Origin of the sequence: uncultured Sphingomonas sp., assembly GCF_964250165.1 — a bacterium.
GTDB lineage: Bacteria > Pseudomonadota > Alphaproteobacteria > Sphingomonadales > Sphingomonadaceae > Sphingomonas.
Window position 1 is genome coordinate 3,010 of record NZ_CAXUEK010000050.1, and the last position, 16,888, is coordinate 19,897.

Below are 16,888 nucleotides of genomic sequence, written 5' to 3' on the forward strand. Positions count from 1 at the left end.
GCGTGGATCCGACCCAGTCGCCGCGATCGGTGGTGAACTGGTCCTATGATCCGGACCGGCCGCCGGTGCCAGTGTTCCGCCCGCGCGCGGCCGAGCGGGGCGGCCCGATGGATGCGGCCATCGCGGCGGTCGAGGAGCGGGAACTGCAGGAGCATTGGCGGCTGTTCTACGTCGCCGCGACGCGCGCGGAGGAGCGGCTGGTGATCGCCGGGGCGTTGGGCGTCCGCGCCAGGGGCGTGTCGCCGCCGCTCAGCTGGCATGCCGTGGCGGCGCGGGCGATGGATGTGCTGGGCGTGGCCGCGGGGCCGGGCGAGCGGGTGTTCGCCGGCGGCGATCCCGTCGCGACGCGGCCGGATGCGGACGCGGCGGCGGAGCCGGTCGCGGCGCTCCCCGCCTGGGCACGCGAACCCGCCCCGCAGGAGCAGCGCCCGCCGCGCCCGCTCGCCCCTTCGGCCTTGGGCGACGATGCGGTGGCGGACCCGCCGCCGAGCGCCGCGACCCGCGCCGCCGCCGAGCGCGGACGGCTGCTCCACGCCCTGTTCCAGCGCCTGCCCGCGGTCGCGCCGGACCGGCGGCGCGAGGCGGCGGAACGCTGGCTGCGCGACAGCGGCGGGGTGAGCGACGCGGCCGCGCGCGCGGACATCGCGGGCAGCGTCTGCGCGATCGTCGGCGCGCCCGCGTTCGCGGACCTGTTCGGCCCGGACTCGCTCGCGGAGGCACCGGTGACGGCGGTGATCGGCGCCGGCAGAGGTGGGGGCCTGGTGGTGGCGGGCACGGTCGACCGGCTGCTGGTGACGCCCGCGCGCGTGCGGATCGTGGACTTCAAGACCGGGCGGCGCGCGCCCGCGACGCTGGCCGAGGTGCCCGACTATCACCTGCGCCAGATGGCCGCCTATGCCGCGGCGCTGCGCGCGATCTTTCCCGACCGGCCGGTCGCGGCGGCGCTGCTCTATACCGGCGGGCCGACGCTGTTCGACCTGCCTCCCGACCTGCTGGAGCGCCACAAGCCCGGCTTGCGCGCCGGGGAGCAAAGCTAGGCGACGAACCGTTGGAAGGACATGGGTTCGCGCCTACATCATCCGGAAAGGAGACTGTCCCATGCCCACCAAGAAGGTCACCGATGCCAGCTTTCAGGCCGACGTGCTCCAGTCCGACAAGCCGGTGCTGGTCGATTTCTGGGCCGAATGGTGCGGCCCGTGCAAGATGATCGGCCCGTCGCTGGAGGAGATCAGCGAAGAGCTGGGCGAACAGGTGACAATCGCCAAGATCAATATCGACGAAAACCCCGAGGCGCCGGGCAGCTACGGCGTGCGCGGCATCCCGACGATGATCCTGTTCAAGGGCGGCGCACCGGCGGCGACCAAGGTCGGCGCGGAGCCGAAGGGGCGGATCAAGGCGTGGCTGGAGGGGGCACTAGGGTCTTCGACAACAGCCGCTTCAGCAGGGTAAAGGGGGCGCATGACTGGCCTCGGACATAATAGTTCCAGCTCGCGCCAGTCCATGGGCGGGGGGCGTATGTACGCTATCGTCTTTGACTTGGATGTGTCGATGCTGGAGCAGATGTATCCCAACCCGTCTTGGCGCAATGCTTATAGAGACGTGGGTGACGTGCTCAATCGGCGTGGGTTCGAGCGGCAACAAGGCTCAACCTATTTTGGCAACGATGGCACGACGGCTGTTGATTGCGTCTTGGCCGTTCAGGAACTGAATCGCGTTTACCCGTGGTTCAGCCCTTCGGTGACGGACATTCGCATGCTCCGCATCGAAGAGAACAACGATCTCTCGCCGGCACTACGTTAAACGTCAGCTCCGGTAATCCGCGTTGATCGAGATGTAGCCGTGCGTCAGGTCGCAGGTCCAGACGGTCGCGCGGCCGTCTCCCAGGCCCAGCTCGACGCCGATTTCGACCTCCTGGCCAGCGAGATGCGCGCTGACCGGCGTCTCGTCATAGCCCTCGACCGCTAAGCCGTCGCGCGCGACCTGGGTGTTCCCGAAACGGATGCTCAGCCTGTCGCGCTCGGCGGGCTCGCCGGCCTTGCCGACCGCCATCACCACGCGGCCCCAATTGGCGTCGCCGCCGGCGATCGCGGTCTTGACCAAGGGCGAGTTGGCGATGCTCATCGCGATCACGTGCGCCGAGCGGTCGCTCTCGGCGCCGGTGACCTGCACCTCGATCAGCTTGGACGCGCCCTCGCCGTCGCGCACCACCAGCAGCGCGAGCTGCCGGCAGAGATCGGCGAGCGCCGCGCGGAAGGCGTCCGCCCCGGGGCAGTCGTGATCGACAAGCGGCGCGTTGCCCGCCGCGCCCGTCGCGAAGGCGAGCACGGTGTCGCTGGTCGAGGTGTCGCCGTCGACCGTGATGCAGGAAAAGCTCCGCGCGTTGGCGGCAGCGAGCGCGGCCTGGAGGAAGGCGGGCTCGCACGCGACGTCGGTGAAGACGAAACCGAGCATCGTCGCCATGTCCGGCGCGATCATCCCCGAGCCCTTGATGATCCCGACCAGCGTCACCGTGCGCCCGTCGACCATGGCGGTGGTCGTTGCGCCCTTGGGGAAGGTGTCGGTCGTGCCGATCGCGTCGGCCGCCTCGCGCCAGCCGCATGGCGCGGCGACGAAGGCGGCGTCGAGCCCCGCCTCGGCCTTGTCGATCGGCAGCGGCACGCCGATCACGCCGGTCGAGGCGACGAACACGTCCGACGGCTGGCAGCCCAGCTGCACCGCCACGCGCGCCGCGATCGCCTCCACCGCCGCGCGACCGCGTTTGCCCGTAAAGGCGTTCGAGTTGCCCGCATTGACCACCAGCGCGCGCGCCCGGCCGAGCACCAGCGCCTGACGGCACCACTCCACCTCGGGCGACGGACAGCGGCTCTGGGTGAGCACCCCGGCGACGATGGTTCCCGGCGTGAGCTCCGCGAAGGTGAGATCGCAGCGATCCCACGCCTTGTAATGCGCGCGTGCGACGCGCAGCATCACGCCGGACACTGGCGGCAGGTCGGGGAAGGGCAGGGCGAGCGGGGAGGTGGTCATGACCCCGCCTTACCGCCGTCCTGTCCATAGGCAACTTGACCAAGCAGCTTGGCCAAGTCAGCCACATCGCGTGACCATCCACGTCAACATCGGTGACGCGAAGACGCGATTGTCCGAACTGGTCGCGGCCGCGGTGCGGGGCGAAGAAGTGGTGCTGGATAAGGCAGGGACGCCGCAGGTGCGGCTGACGCCTGTTTCACAGGCCTCGGACATCGCCAGAGCTCGACAGGCTGAGAAGCGACGCCAGGCGCTGGCATGTTCGAGGAAGCCTTTGCCGGAATCGATCTCAGCGTTCGCGCGCTGAAGGCGGACCGGACCGATTCCGACGAGCGTCATAGGCGGAAACTTGGCGATCCTGCTTGATGCGCGTGTGCTGGTCTGGGCACTCGGCGCTCCGGGGAGATCGATGCGCTGGACATCACCCTGCTGGACGCGCCCGCCGCGCTGTGGAGACTGGCCGAGCAACTGCCCCAACTTCACGGCGACCCGGTCGACCGGATGCTGCTGGCACACGCTCTTCAAGCCGATCTGACGCTCGTCACGGCGGATGCGACCATGCGGCGATATCCGGTGAGGTCGCTGTGGTGATCGCGAAGCAAGCACCGCCCCGCGATGCCCGGCGCTGGACGCGGCGGGGCACGCATCCTATGTCCCCCCGCGTGAACCTGCTGCTCCTGCTCTCGGCCCTGCTGTCTGCGCTGACCGGCGTGGGGGCGGGCGTGCGGGCAGCGCAGCCGGCGGTGGCGGTGACGCAGCCGGCCGTCGCGGCACATACCAGCCGGGCGGTGGTGCGAGCAGCGGCGCGGCCGGCGATCGTCTTGCCGCGGCTGGCGACGCTCGGCGCCGTCATCGGCGTCGCCTGGCGCCTCGCGCCCGCGGCGCCGCTGTTCCTGAGCCGTCGCCGCGAATAGCGGCGGTCGCCCTCCCGCTCTCCCCATTTCTCGCGCGCCCGTGCCGGCGCGCGCTCTCCCGTACAGGACCACGCCCATGCTCGGCGGCCTCGCCAAATCCATTTTCGGTTCGTCCAACGACCGTTACGTCAAGTCGCTCAACCCCCTGCTGGTGAAGATCGCCGGCTTCGAGCCCGCGCTGCAGGCGATGTCGGACCAGGAGCTCGCCGCCCAGACCCCGACGTTCCGCGAACGGCTGGCGAACGGGACCAAGCTGGACGACCTGCTCCCGGAGGCGTTCGCCACCGTCCGCGAGGCGGCGCGGCGTGTGCTCGGCCAGCGGCATTACGACGTGCAGATGGTCGGCGGCATCGTTCTCCACCGCGGCGAGATCGCCGAGATGCGCACCGGCGAAGGCAAGACCCTGGTCGCGACGCTCGCGGTCTATCTCAACGCGCTGCCCGGCGACGGCGTCCACGTCATCACCGTCAACGACTATCTCGCCGCGCGCGATGCCGAGTGGATGGGGCAGGTCTACCGCTTCCTCGGCATGACGGTCGGCGTCATCGTCCCGAACCTCACCGACGAGCAGCGCCGCGCCGCCTATGCTGCCGACATCACCTACGGCACGAACAACGAGTTCGGCTTCGACTATCTGCGCGACAACATGAAATATGATCGCGCCTCGATGGTGCAGCGGCCGTTCGCGATGGCGATCGTCGACGAGGTCGATTCGGTGCTGATCGACGAGGCGCGCACGCCGCTCATCATCAGCGGCCCCACCGACGACAAGTCCGAGCTGTACATGCAGGTCGATGCGGTCGTGAAGCAGCTGTCGCCCGACGATTACGAGAAGGACGAGAAACAGAAGACGATCATCCTGACCGAGGACGGGACGGAGAAGATCGAGCGGATGCTGGAGGGCGCGGGCCTGCTGGAGGGCCAGAACCTCTACGATTTCGAGAACACGCAGGTGGTGCACCACCTGAACCAGGCGCTGCGCGCCAACGTGATGTTCAAGCGCGACACCGACTATATCGTCAAGGACGGCAAGGTCATCATCATCGACGAGTTCACCGGCCGCATGATGGACGGCCGGCGCTGGTCCGACGGCCTGCACCAGGCGGTGGAGGCCAAGGAGGGCGTCCAGATCGAGCCCGAGAACCAGACCATGGCCTCGATCACCTTCCAGAACTATTTCCGCATGTATCCCAAGCTCTCCGGCATGACCGGCACCGCCGCGACCGAGGCGGCGGAGTTCTACGACATCTACAAGATGAACGTCGTCTCGATCCCGACCAACGTGCCGGTGAGGCGCGAGGACGAGGAGGACGAGTTCTACAAGGACACGCAGGACAAGTTCGCCGCCATCGCCAAGAAGATCAAGCTGCACGCCGAAAAAGGCCAGCCGGTGCTGGTCGGCACCGTCTCGATCGAGAAATCGGAGCTGCTGAGCGAGTTCCTGACCCAGGAGGGCGTCGCCCACTCGGTGCTCAATGCCCGTCAGCACGAGATGGAGGCGCATATCGTCGCGCAGGCGGGGCGCAAGTCGGTGGTGACGATCGCCACCAACATGGCCGGCCGCGGCACCGACATCCAGCTCGGCGGCAATCTCGAGTTCCGGATCAACGACGAGCTCACGCACCTGCCCGACGGTCCCGAGCGCGAGGCGGCGATCGAGCGCATCCGCGCCGAGATCGTGGCGGAGAAGGCGGCCGTGCTGGAGGCGGGCGGGCTGTTCGTGCTCGGCACCGAGCGGCACGAGAGCCGGCGCATCGACAACCAGCTGCGCGGTCGGTCGGGGCGGCAGGGCGATCCGGGGCTGAGCCGCTTCTATCTGTCGCTCGACGACGACCTGCTCCGCATCTTCGGCCCTGACACGCTGTTCGCGCGCATGATGCGCTCCAACATGGAGGACGGCGAGGCAATCGGCTCGAAATGGCTGACCAAGGCGATCGAGACCGCGCAGAAGAAGGTCGAGGCGCGCAACTACGACATCCGCAAGCAGGTCGTCGAATATGACGACGTGATGAACGATCAGCGCAAGGTGATCTACGAGCAGCGCGCCGACATCATGGACGCCGACGCGGTCGACGAGGTGGTGGCGGACATGCGCGCCGAGACGGTGAACGGCATCGTCGGCGAGGCCTGCCCGCCCAACTCCTATCCCGAGCAGTGGAACGTGGCGGGGATGAAGGAGCGGCTCGCCGCGACGCTCAATCTGGAGCCGCCGGTCGACGACTGGCTGAAGGAGGAGGCGATCGATCCCGAGCTGGTCGAGGCGCGGGTGCGCGAGGCCGCCGACGCGGCGATCGCGGCGAAATCGCAGGAGCTGGAGCCGGACACCTGGGTTTCGGTCGAGAAATCGATCCTGCTCCAGAACCTGGACCATCACTGGAAGGAGCATCTGTCGACGCTCGACGCGCTGCGCCAGGTCGTCCACCTGCGCGCCTACGCCCAGAAGACGCCGATCAACGAGTACAAGCAGGAGGCGTTCGCGCTGTTCCAGCGCATGCTGGACAATATCCGCGAGGACGTGACCCGGACGATCGCGCACGCGCAGTTCCGGATGGAGCCGCTGCCGACGCTGCCCAAGCTGCCCGACTTCATCACCACGCATTTCGACCCGTTCACGGGCGAGGACGACACGCGCGACCTGGACGCGGGCGCACGCGGGCTGGTGCAGACGCAGCTGCCGCCGTTGCAGATGGTGCGGCCGGAGGCGGCCGACCTTGGCGACAATCCCGAGCATTGGGAAGGGCGCGTGAGCCGCAACGCCCCGTGTCCCTGCGGTTCGGGGCGGAAATACAAGCATTGCCATGGCTCGGTGACGGCGTAGCGAAGCTACGTTCGACGACGGGCTTCGCCGCGGCGGGCATTCACAAGACAGACATGAAAAAGGCCGGGTACCTCGCGGTACCCGGCCTCATTCGTCACCGATGAGCGAGGGTCAAACCCGTCCCGTTCAATAGGTCCGCGGCGGCGGGGGCGGGCCGTCGCCCCGGCGACCGTCGCGCTCCTGACCCGGCAGGACGATGGTCGGGCCGATGCGGCTGACGACGTCGTGCGCGTTGAAGGCGCGGACGTTCTCGCGCGGGATGGGCCCGCGGCCGACCACGATCTCGGCCGTCGCCTCATAGCGCTGTACCGTCTCCACGTCGAAATCGTTGAAGGCGCCGAAGCCGCCGCCGTACCACGGGCTCCAGCCGAAGCCGCCGCCATAGCCGAAGCCGCGCCCGCGGCCGTAATAGCGCCAGGACGGACCCCAATAGCCGCCGAAGCCACCATAGCCCCAACCCGGGCCGAAGCCGGGCGTGGTGTAGGTGCGCGACTGCAGGTCGGTGTCGCGATTGGCCATCACGAAATAATCGCCCCCCTGCTGCAGGGTGATCTCGGCAGCGCGGAACAGCAGGTAACGCTCGACCGTGTCGCGCGGCGTCGAGCTGTTGCCGGCGAAGCTGACCAGGAAGCGATTTTGCTCGACCTGGCGTTCGCTGAAGCCGGTGCGGTCGAAGCCGCGGCCGGTGGCGGGGTGGTAAGTGGTCTCGGTCGCGCACGCGCCGAGCAGCAGGGCCGCGGACGCGGCGCCAGCAAGCATCAGCTTGCGACCCATGGACTGGGACATGATCGTCATCTCCGTTCGCGGCGGGATACCGCGATCCGAGGGACCGCGTAGCCGACCCGTGTGGAACGGGCGATGAACGGATTGGCTCCCGACCCGTATTCCGGCCTTGTTTTCAGTCCTTTGATGCTGCCTTCAGCAGCGCCAAGCGCCAAGCGCCAAGCGCCAAGCGCCAAGCGCCAAGCGCCAGGCGCCATTGCGGACATCCGGAACCCGCTGACCGGCATCCGTGTGCGCGACCACGCTGTCGAGCCGGCGGTCAATCGCCGAGCAGGTGCAGCGCGATCGTCCGGCGGTGGGGGCGGCGGCGGTGCTCGAACAGGTAGATGCCCTGCCACGTGCCCAGCGCCAGTCGGCCACCAATCAGCGGGATGGCGAGGTTCACCCCGGTCAGCACCGTGCGCAGGTGCGCGGGCATGTCGTCCGCTCCCTCGTCGTCATGCTCATACACGTCGCTCTCGGGCGCGAGGCGGGCGATCCAGCGCTGCAGGTCGCGGCGGACGGCCGGCGCCGCGTTTTCCTGGATCAGCAGCGACGCCGACGTGTGGCGACAGAACAGGGTCAGCAGCCCCTCGGCCATGCCCTGTCCGCCCAGCCAGTCCGCGACGGCCGCGGTGATCTCGTGCAGCCGCTGGCCGGGCGTGTCGATCGCGAGCTGGTGCAGGACCTGGCGCATCACGGGCGAACGCCTGCGTCGCGCCTAGAGGTCCTTGCCGTAGATGACGTAGGTCTTGTTGACGCGGCTCTGGATGGTTTCCGCAATCGAGCGCATCCCCTGATTGTCCTCGAGGATCCAGCCGATCTCGCCGCGGCTGGCGGCGTAGCGCTCGATCGACGCCTGGCGGATGTACTCGATCATCATGAAGGCGAGCTGCGAGGCCAGGCGCGAGGATTGCAGCTCCTTCACCACGCCCATCAGCGGTACGCGCATCGTCCGCACCTTGGGCGCGCGCAGCCACAGCAGCAGCTTCGCCCAGCCGAACGGCAGCAGCGAGCCGTTGAGGGGCTTGATCGCCTCGTTGAGGTCGGGAAGCGTGATCATGAACGCGACCGGCTTGCCGTCCAGTTCGGCGATGCGGATCAGGTCGTTGAACACGATCGGCTTCAGCTTGACGCCGACGTCCTTGATCTCGGGCGGGGTGAGGGGGACGAAGCCCCAATTGTCGCTCCACGCGTCGTTGAGGATGCCGAGGATGATCGCCGCCTCCTCGTCGAACCTGCGCTTGTCGACCTCGCGCACGCGGATGCGCGGGTTCGCTTCGCCGGAGCGGATGATCCGCTTGACGATCGGCGGGAACTCCTGGGTGATGTCGAGGTCGTAAGTGTAGAGCTGCTTGACCTCGGCATAGCCGGCGCGTTCGATCCAGCCCTGATATTCCGGGCGGGCATGGCCCATCATGATCGTCGGCGGGTGATCGAAACCCTGGGTCAGCAGCCCCGGCTCCTCCCAGATCGACTGCGAGATCGGGCCGAGCGCGCGGCTCATGCCCTGCGTCTTCAGCCAGCTCTCGGCGGCGGCGATCAGCGCGGCGAACACGTCCTCGCGCTCCGCCTCCATCAGCCCCCATTGGCCGACGCCGGGGCCGAAGCCCTGCACGGCGGGCATGGTCAGCGCCAGCGTGTCGACGTGCGCGGAGATGCGCCCGACGACCTTCTTACCTTCTGGGCGCCCCTCCTCCTCGGCCAGGAACAGCTGCGCCTTGGCATGGCTGTACCAGCCGTTCTTCGCCGGCGTGATGAGCCCCAGCGCCTCGCCCTTGAGCGGCGGCACCCAGTTCGGGTCGTCCTTGTAGAGGCGGAAGGGGAAGTCGACGAACGTCTTGCGCTCGGCCTTGGTCGAGATCGGGCGGATGGTGAGGGGCATGGGCATCCTTCGTCATGCCGGCCGTGTGCCGGCATCCACGTCAGGTGTGCGGACTGACGGCCGTCCTTTGCGCGAGCATGGATGCCGGGACAAGCCCACCCTGACTAGGTGTATTGGAAGGCCACGCTCCCGCCACTATGTTCGGCGAATGGCGGCATCGATGAGCACGATCACCCTCGAGGCCCGCGCGCCGGCGCGGCCGCTGGCGACCGCAGCCAAGGCGGGTGACGACAAGGCGATGCTGCGCGCGGCCGCCGAGCTGACGCGCGATCTCGTCGCGCCCCGGCCCGTGCTCTACTGGGCGGACATGCTGGCGTCGGCCGTGCTCGGCTATGCCGCGCTGATCGTGGCCGTGGTGGCGTCCTCGACGGCGCTGATGCTCGCGGCGGGCGTGGTTGCCGTCCTGGCGCTGTATCGCGCGATGAGCTTCATCCACGAAGTCAGTCACATGAAACATGCCGCCATGCGCGGCTTCCGGAACGGTTGGAATGCGGCGGTCGGCGTGCCGATGCTGATCCCCTCGTTCATGTATGAGGGCGTCCACACCCTCCACCATGCCAAGACGCGCTACGGCACCGCCGAGGACCCCGAATATCTCCCGCTGGCGCTGATGAAGCCGTGGACGTTGCCGCTGTTCGTGCTGGTCTCGGCGCTGGCGCCGCTCGGCCTGCTGCTCCGCTATGGCCTGCTCGCGCCGCTGTCGCTGGTGTCACGGACGCTGCGCCGGGCGGTAGTCGAGCGCTATTCGGCGCTGGCGATCAACCCGCAGTTCCGCCGTCGCGCGCCCGAGGGCGAGGTGAAACGCTACTGGGACCGCGTGGAGACGGCGGCCAGCCTTTGGGCGCTGACGCTGGTCGCGCTGGTCGCCACGGGCGTGATCCCCTTGCGCGCGTTCGCGATCGGCTTCGCCATCGCCTCGCTGGTCGCCGTGACCAATCAGGTGCGCACGCTGGTCGCGCATCTCTGGGAGAATGACGGCGAGCCGATGAGCGTGACGGCCCAGTATCTGGACTCGGTCAACGTGCCGCCGCCCGCGCTGCTGCCAATGCTGTGGGCGCCGGTCGGGCTGCGCTACCACGCGCTGCACCACCTGCTGCCCGGCCTGCCCTATCATGCGCTCGGCGAGGCGCACCGGCGGCTGTCGAGGGCGCTGGAGGCTGGCTCGCCGTTCCACAAGGCGAGCTATACCGGGCTGCCTTATCTGGTCGGCAAGATCGCGCGGAGCACGGTCCAAGCGCGGTGATCCGCAGCTCTGCTTGCGCCTGAGCGTCCCCTGCGATCTAGTGGCTCGCGGGGAGCGCAGCGTGACCATCAAACTTCCATCGGCACTGAAGCCGATCGCGGATTTCGTCATTCAGGTGGTAATCGGGGCGTTCGGGTTCGCCGTCATCATGTGCGTGGCAGTGGCGCTGGGGCTGCTGGTGAGAGGAATCGAGTATCTTGGCTTTCGACCGCTTTGGTTTACTGCAACGGCTGAGTGGTTCGAGATCGGCCTCTTCGGATTGGATCTTTCGCTATTCAGCTTGTTTTTGCTAATCGAAGCGATCAAATTGGTACGTGGGTTGATTGAGGAGGTTCAGCGAAAATGAGCGACTCCCGGCGGCGCAATGGTTCCTTCGCTTTGGACCGAGCCTATTTGCGTCAACAGGCCCGTGAAGCCGCTCGGGCATTTGTTGCTCCGCTGGCGGGCGTCTACCGGGCAATCAGCGAGCCGACAACGAATCGCCATCCGTAGCTCGCTTATTCCTCCGAGCGGATCAGCACCGCCTCGCCGATCAGGAAGAACAGCAGGAACGGCGCCCATGCGGCGAGGAAGGGCGGGTAGGCGCCGAGATTGCCCATCGCCAGCGCGAAATTGTCGGCGACGAAATAGGCGAAGCCCAGCGCCATGCCGATCACCGCCCGCACGAACAGCTGGCCCGAGCGCGCGAGGCCGAACGCGGCGACCGCGCCGAGCAACGGCATCAGCACGGCCGAGAGCGGTCCGGACAGCTTGTGCCACAATGTCCCTTCCAGCGACTTGGTCGGGCGGCCCGCATCCGCGAGGTCGGAGATCGCCGCGCGCAGGCCGCCGAAGGACAGGCCGTCGGCGTCGACCGATCCCAGCGTGAACTGGTCCGGCCTGACCCCGCGCGCGACCAGCACCCCGCCGAGCGCGGTCACCTGGCCGCCGGCCACGTCGAAGCGCGTCGCCGGGCCGATGCGCCAGCCGTCGCCCTCCCGGCGACCCGCAGGCGCCCGGACGATCGCGACGAGATTGCCGCCGGTGCGGTCGTACAGCGTCACGCTATGGAGCCGCACCGCGTCGCCGCGCCCGCTCGCCCGATCGACCTCGATCAGATCGTCACCGTCACGTACCCAGACGTTGCTGCGGTCGCCGCGATCGGGCGGCAGCCGCGCATAATCCACCTTCTGCCAGCGATCGAGCGCGGCGGTGGCGTGGGAGACGACCCGGTCGTTGAACGCGAACGACAGCGCGGCGATGCCCAGGCTGGCCAGGATCAGCGGCGCCAGCACCTGGTGCGCCGACAGCCCCGCACCCTTCAACGCCACCACTTCGGAATTCTGGTTCATCTGCAGCAGCGTCAGGATCGTGCCGAGCAGCACCGCAAAGGGCACGAACCGCGCGATCAGCTGCGGCGCGCGCAGCGACACATAGGTCCACACCTGCGCCTGCCCGTTGCCGGGCACCGCGAGGATCTTGGCGGATTCGGTCAGGAGATCGAGCGCCTGGAGGATGATGACGAGCAGCGCCAGGATGCCGAAGCTGCGCCCGACGAACATCCGCGCCATGTAGATGGCCACCGTGCGCGACGGGAAGAAGCTGGTCACGCGGTCGCCTCCCGCCTCGCCGCGACCGGCAGCAGCCGGCGCAGCCGCTTGCCGAGACCGCCGAATGCGCGCTCCAGCGCGCCGATCGGCTGGCCGCCCGGCACATAGGCGATCTGGTAGAACAGCCAGAGCACCAGCGCCGCGAACAGGCAGAACGGCACCCACAGCGCGATCAGCGGATCGACCCTGCCAAGCTCGCCGAAGTCGGCCGCATACTGGTTGATCTTGTGATAGGTAACGATCATCACCACCGACAGGAATACGCCGAGCGACGAGGTGGAGCGCTTGGGCGGCACCCCCAGCGCCAGCGCGAGCAGCGGCAGCAGGAACATGGACGCGACCTCCGCCAGCCGGAAATGGAACTCGGCGCGCGTCTGCAGCCGCTCGGCGCGGGTGGCGGCGTGATGCCCGAGGCGCGCCAGCTCGGGCAGCGTCCACTCGACGTTGCGGCCGCCGCGGGTGCGGAAACTCTCATATTTGGGCAGCGGAATGGGCAGGTCGTGCGAGGTGAAGCTCAGCACGCGCGGCGTACGGAACGTCGGATTGTCGTGGACCAGCGTGCCGTTGGTCAGGCGGAAGATGATGGTGTCGGGATCGTCCGTCGCGAGGAACTCGCCCCCCTGCGCGGTGACGGACACCCAGGTGTCGGGCGCGGATTGCTGGTGGACGAAGATGCCCTCCAGATGACGGCCGCGCTGGCGGCTCTGCTCGATGCGCATCGTCATCTTCGAGCCGAACTGGGCGAACTCGCCGACCTTGATCGAGGCGCCCAGCGCGCCGGTGCGCAGCTCGAAGCGCAGGCCCTCGTAGTTATAGCGCGCGCGCGGCTGGATATAGCCGACGATCGCCAGGTTCAGCGCCGCCAGCACGACCGCGTACATATAGGGTACGCGCAGCAGCCGCGCGTAGCTCATGCCGACCCCGCGCATCACGTCCAGCTCGCTCGACGTGGCGAGCCGGCGGAAGGCGAGCAGGATGCCGAGCATCAGCCCGATCGGGATGCCGAGGCCGAGATATTCGGGCAGCAGGTTCGCGAGCATCCGCCACACGACGCTGACCGGGCCGCCCTCGGTCGCCACGAAGTCGAACAGGCGCAGCATCCGGTCGAGCACGAACAGCATGATCGCAATGACCAGCGTGGAGATCAGCGGCACCGCGATCAGCCGGGCCATGTAGCGGTCGATGGAAGGCATGGGCGGGTCCGGCGGGCGTCGTGCGGGCTGTAGAGGGCGGCGCAACGGGCGTCACGACAATTCCTGTCCGCCCGCAGCATCACTCGGCGGCGATCTGCTCCGGCGCGGCCGGGACCAGCTCGGCGATCGCCTGTTCCAGCGCGGCGAGCGTGAAGGGCTTGCGCAGCACCGGGCGGCCGCCGAGCCCCGCCGCGCTGGTCTCGCCCGCGAAGCCGGTGACGAACAGCACGGGCAGGTCCGGCCAGCGTTGGGCGAGGGCGGCGACCATCTCGGGCCCGGTCTGGCGTGGCATCAGCACGTCCGACACGATCAGGTCCGTGCTCCCCGCCGCGTCGAGCAGCGCGGGCGCGGCGAGGGGGTCGTCGCAGGCGACCGGCCGGTGCCCCAGTTCCTCCAGCGCCGCGACGGTAGCGGCCAGCACGCGCGGGTCGTCTTCCACCACCAGCACCGACAATCCGACGGGCGCCGTGACGGCGATGCTCGCGAGCTCGGGGCGCGCCGTCGCGGTCGCGTCGTTCAGGTCGCGCGGCAGGTGCAGCGTGACGGTCGTGCCTTGGCCGGGCGCGGTGCGGATGCCGATCGCGCCGCCATGCTGGCCGGCGAAGGCGAAGATCTGCGACAGCCCGAGCCCGGTGCCCTTGCCCACCGCCTTGGTGGTGAAGAAGGGCTCGAACACGCGTTCGGCCACCTCTGGCGTCATGCCGCAACCGGTGTCGGTGACGGACACCGCGACGTAGTCCCCCGCCGGCAGCTCGCCGACCTCGCCGCCCGCCAGCCGTACCGCGCCGGTCGCGATGGAGAGCTCGCCGCGCCCGTCCATCGCGTCGCGCGCGTTGACCGCGAGATTGAGGATCGCATTCTCCAGCTGCACCTTGTCGGCGCGCACGCACCAGCCGTCGGCGGTGTCGGCCATCGCCACGGTCACGCCGTCGCCAAGCGTGCGGTCGAGCAGGTCGCGCATTCCCGCGACGAGCGCGCCGACCCGGATCGGCTCGGGTTTGAGCTGGTCCTCGCGGCTGAAGGCGAGCAGACGCCGGGTCAGCTCGGCGGCGCGCGCCGCGCCCTCGCCGGCGCTGTCGATATGCCGGCGCGCGGCGGTGGGATTGGCCGGCAGGCTGCGCGCCGCCAGCTCCAGCCCGCCGCTCACGACGGCGAGCATGTTATTGAAATCATGCGCGATGCCGCCGGTCAGTTGACCGACCGCGTCCATCTTCTGCACCTGCCGCAGCCGTGCCTCCTGGACGCGGAGCTCGGCCGTCGCGTCCGCGACCGCGCGCGCCAGCTCCTCGGCGCGCGCCTCGGCCGCGGCCGCCGTCGCCGCCGCCATCGCCGTCTCGGCAAGGCTGCGCACCGTGATCCAGCCCAGCGCCACTGCACCGAGCACCAGCACGGCGCCAAAGCCGGTGAGCACCTCGGCGACCTGGCTGGAGCGACCGATGCTGGCCATGGCCGCCGTCGCGCGCGCGTCGAGCAGCCGGCGCTCCTGCACCATGATCGCGCGCAGGTTGCGATCGATCGCCGTCAGCGAGGGGGTCTGACGGGCGTGGTAGAAGCGCGCGAGCGCCTGGCTGTTCTTGCCGTAGCGGGTCGACAGCGCGATCATGTCCAGCTCGTCCCCGCGCGCCCGATACGCGGCGCGGAGCCGATCAATGGTGCGCTGCTGATCGTCGCCCGTGATCCGGTCCAGCTGGTCGAGCTGCACGCCGGCGCGCTCCCAACGGTCGACAAAGATCTGGCCGAGGCGCTGCTCTTGATCGCCGGCGATGACGTAGCGGCCGAGCGACGCCTCCGCCCGCGCCATCGTTCCCGACAGCGTCCGGGCGAGGATCATCACGTCATAGCTATGTTTCTGCAACGCCAGTGCGCGGTCCCGCTCGCGATTGGCGCCCGCCAGCGTGAGCATCAGCGCGGCGAGCACGGCCGCGACCGCGACCGCCATCACCACCAGCGTGATGACGCGCCAGCGCGCGCCGCTCACCGGCACGGTCGCTTGGGCCGCTTCCCCGCTCACGCCGCCGCCCATACCGCAAGACCGGTTAACGGAACAGCGGGCGCGGGGCTTTTCAGCCGATCGCGCCCACGCTCCGCCCCACGGCCGCGAACAGCGCGGCGACGCGGTCGAGCTGCTCCGGCCGGTGCTCGGCGCAGAGCGAGCAGCGCAGCAGGAAGGTGCCCGCCGGGGTCGCGGGTGGCCGCGCCATGTTGACGTAGACGCCGCCGTCCAGCAGCGCCTGCCACATCGCCACGGCCTGCTGCTGATCCTCCAGGATCACCGCGACGATCGCGCTGTCCGGCGTCGCGGTGCCGAGCCGGAAGCCGAGCTGCTGCAACGCACCGTGCAAATGGCGAGCATTGTCCCACAGACGCCGGCGCTTCTCGTGGGCGGTCGCCAGCTTGTGGATCGACGCGGCGGCGGTGGCGACCACGCTCGGCGGGAGGCTCGCCGTGAAGATATAGGGCCGGCAGGCGAGCCGGATCGCCTCGAACTTCGGATGATCCGACACGCAGAACCCGCCCACCGTTCCGACCGATTTGGAGAAGGTGCCGACGACGAAGTCGACCTGTCCCTCGCAGCCTTGCGCCTCGTATACGCCGCGCCCGTTGGGGCCGTAGAAGCCCATCGAATGCGCCTCGTCGGACAGCACCATGGCGCCGTGCTTCTTCGCCACTGCGACCAGCTCGGCGAGCGGCGCGACGTCGCCGAGCATCGAATACACGCCCTCCAGCACCACCAGCTTGCCGGCCTCGGGGGGCAGGCGGCCGAGACGACGGTCGAGGTCCTCCACCGAATTGTGGCGGAAGCGGACGATCTCGGCAAAGCCCTGCTTGCAGCCGTCGTAGATCGACGCATGACTGTCGGCGTCGAGGATGACATACTCGCCCTTGCCCGCGAGCGTCGAGATCATGCCGAGATTGGCCATGTAGCCGGTCGAGAAGACGATCGCGCCCGCCATGCCGTAGAAATCGCGCAGCGCCTGCTCGACCGCCATGTGATCGCGGAAGGTGCCGTTGAGCATCCGCGATCCATTGGTGCCCGAACCGAACCCGTCGAGCGCCGCCTTGCCCGCGGCGAGCACGTCGGGGTCGAAGGTCATCCCCATGTAATTATAGGTGCCGAGCAGGATCGTTTCGCGCCCGGCGATCACCGCCTCGGTCGGCGAGCGGACCTCCTCCATCACGATCGCGAACGGGTCGGTGACGCCGGTGTCGATCAGCGCCCGGCGTTCGGCGATGAGCGGATCGAACTTGCTCATCAGGTCGCGCTCGGGGGCGACGGCGGGCGGGTCCGCGGGCAGTCGCTCCGCCTGGAGCCCCGTCTCGGTCACCGATCGCCCTTCAGCGTCGCCACCGCGTCGGCGAGCTGGCCGATCGTCTCGATCTCGGCCTGCATGTTCATGGTGATGACGATGTCGAACTCGTCCTCGATCGCCGCGACGAAATCCATCACGGTCAGGCTGTCCCA

At 68.9% G+C, this 16,888-nt stretch carries 17 protein-coding genes and 1 pseudogene (1 of these 18 cut by a window edge); 9 read left to right on the forward strand and 9 right to left on the reverse strand.

Annotation, left to right across the window (positions count from 1 at the left end):
* From addA to ACFE64_RS10780, 3 genes and pseudogenes are all read left to right on the forward strand, one after another.
* A pseudogene (addA, locus tag ACFE64_RS10770) lies at positions 1-1,037 on the forward strand (double-strand break repair helicase AddA) (it extends 2,473 nt beyond the left edge of the window).
* A gap of 61 nt (positions 1,038-1,098) precedes the next feature.
* Positions 1,099-1,449 (forward strand): thioredoxin, encoded by a 351-nt coding sequence (gene trxA / locus ACFE64_RS10775; protein ID WP_375392462.1) that lies wholly within the window; start codon positions 1,099-1,101, stop codon positions 1,447-1,449.
* An 87-nt stretch (positions 1,450-1,536) separates the two neighbouring features.
* Positions 1,537-1,800, forward strand: a complete 264-nt coding sequence (locus ACFE64_RS10780) for a virulence factor (RefSeq protein WP_375392463.1) — start codon at positions 1,537-1,539, stop codon at positions 1,798-1,800.
* A 3-nt stretch (positions 1,801-1,803) separates the two neighbouring features.
* On the opposite strand, the gene argJ is transcribed toward ACFE64_RS10780, so the two are convergent.
* On the reverse strand, positions 1,804-3,024 hold the full coding sequence (argJ, locus tag ACFE64_RS10785) for a bifunctional glutamate N-acetyltransferase/amino-acid acetyltransferase ArgJ (protein ID WP_375392464.1): 1,221 nt from the start codon (positions 3,022-3,024) through the stop codon (positions 1,804-1,806).
* A gap of 70 nt (positions 3,025-3,094) precedes the next feature.
* On the opposite strand from argJ, the gene ACFE64_RS10790 reads away from it, so the two are divergent.
* From ACFE64_RS10790 to secA, 4 genes are all read left to right on the forward strand, one after another.
* Positions 3,095-3,328, forward strand: a complete 234-nt coding sequence (locus ACFE64_RS10790) for a type II toxin-antitoxin system Phd/YefM family antitoxin (protein ID WP_375392465.1) — start codon at positions 3,095-3,097, stop codon at positions 3,326-3,328.
* Between the two features lie 98 nt (positions 3,329-3,426).
* The gene (locus ACFE64_RS10795) at positions 3,427-3,612 is read left to right on the forward strand and encodes a PIN domain-containing protein (protein WP_375392474.1); all 186 of its coding nucleotides are present in this window, start codon (positions 3,427-3,429) and stop codon (positions 3,610-3,612) included.
* Positions 3,613-3,683: 71 nt separating this feature from the next.
* Positions 3,684-3,935: a hypothetical protein gene (locus ACFE64_RS10800; protein WP_375392466.1), complete on the forward strand. Its 252-nt coding sequence runs from the start codon at positions 3,684-3,686 to the stop codon at positions 3,933-3,935.
* A 76-nt stretch (positions 3,936-4,011) separates the two neighbouring features.
* Positions 4,012-6,753: a preprotein translocase subunit SecA gene (gene secA, locus ACFE64_RS10805; RefSeq protein WP_375392467.1), complete on the forward strand. Its 2,742-nt coding sequence runs from the start codon at positions 4,012-4,014 to the stop codon at positions 6,751-6,753.
* A 126-nt stretch (positions 6,754-6,879) separates the two neighbouring features.
* Here the strand turns inward: secA and ACFE64_RS10810 are convergent, their stop codons facing one another.
* From ACFE64_RS10810 to ACFE64_RS10820, 3 genes are all read right to left on the reverse strand, one after another.
* Positions 6,880-7,539: a hypothetical protein gene (locus ACFE64_RS10810; protein ID WP_375392468.1), complete on the reverse strand. Its 660-nt coding sequence runs from the start codon at positions 7,537-7,539 to the stop codon at positions 6,880-6,882.
* 256 nt (positions 7,540-7,795) lie between these two features.
* The gene (locus ACFE64_RS10815; protein WP_375392475.1) at positions 7,796-8,212 is read right to left on the reverse strand and encodes a secondary thiamine-phosphate synthase enzyme YjbQ; all 417 of its coding nucleotides are present in this window, start codon (positions 8,210-8,212) and stop codon (positions 7,796-7,798) included.
* Positions 8,213-8,236: 24 nt separating this feature from the next.
* A complete protein-coding gene (locus ACFE64_RS10820; protein ID WP_375392469.1) occupies positions 8,237-9,406 on the reverse strand; it encodes an N-acetyltransferase in 1,170 nt (389 codons plus the stop codon).
* Between the two features lie 154 nt (positions 9,407-9,560).
* On the opposite strand from ACFE64_RS10820, the gene ACFE64_RS10825 reads away from it, so the two are divergent.
* Together ACFE64_RS10825 and ACFE64_RS10830 are read left to right on the forward strand one after the other, a co-directional pair.
* The gene (locus tag ACFE64_RS10825; RefSeq protein ID WP_375392470.1) at positions 9,561-10,643 is read left to right on the forward strand and encodes a fatty acid desaturase family protein; all 1,083 of its coding nucleotides are present in this window, start codon (positions 9,561-9,563) and stop codon (positions 10,641-10,643) included.
* 61 nt (positions 10,644-10,704) lie between these two features.
* A complete protein-coding gene (locus tag ACFE64_RS10830) occupies positions 10,705-10,989 on the forward strand; it encodes a hypothetical protein (RefSeq protein WP_375392471.1) in 285 nt (94 codons plus the stop codon).
* Positions 10,990-11,140: 151 nt separating this feature from the next.
* Here ACFE64_RS10830 and lptG read toward each other — a convergent pair whose 3' ends face one another.
* The 5 genes from lptG to ACFE64_RS10855 all read right to left on the reverse strand — a co-directional run.
* Positions 11,141-12,193: an LPS export ABC transporter permease LptG gene (gene lptG, locus ACFE64_RS10835; protein ID WP_375392476.1), complete on the reverse strand. Its 1,053-nt coding sequence runs from the start codon at positions 12,191-12,193 to the stop codon at positions 11,141-11,143.
* Positions 12,194-12,228: 35 nt separating this feature from the next.
* Positions 12,229-13,425 carry an LPS export ABC transporter permease LptF gene (lptF, locus tag ACFE64_RS10840; RefSeq protein ID WP_375392472.1) on the reverse strand — a complete coding sequence of 399 codons (1,197 nt, stop codon included), beginning with the start codon at positions 13,423-13,425 and terminating at the stop codon, positions 12,229-12,231.
* 79 nt (positions 13,426-13,504) lie between these two features.
* On the reverse strand, positions 13,505-15,436 hold the full coding sequence (locus ACFE64_RS10845) for an ATP-binding protein (RefSeq protein ID WP_375392473.1): 1,932 nt from the start codon (positions 15,434-15,436) through the stop codon (positions 13,505-13,507).
* A 52-nt stretch (positions 15,437-15,488) separates the two neighbouring features.
* Positions 15,489-16,679: an aminotransferase class I/II-fold pyridoxal phosphate-dependent enzyme gene (locus ACFE64_RS10850; protein ID WP_375392477.1), complete on the reverse strand. Its 1,191-nt coding sequence runs from the start codon at positions 16,677-16,679 to the stop codon at positions 15,489-15,491.
* A gap of 68 nt (positions 16,680-16,747) precedes the next feature.
* Positions 16,748-16,888, reverse strand: a 141-nt coding sequence (locus ACFE64_RS10855; RefSeq protein WP_375392478.1) for an acyl carrier protein, incomplete at its 5' end; no start/stop codon positions are given.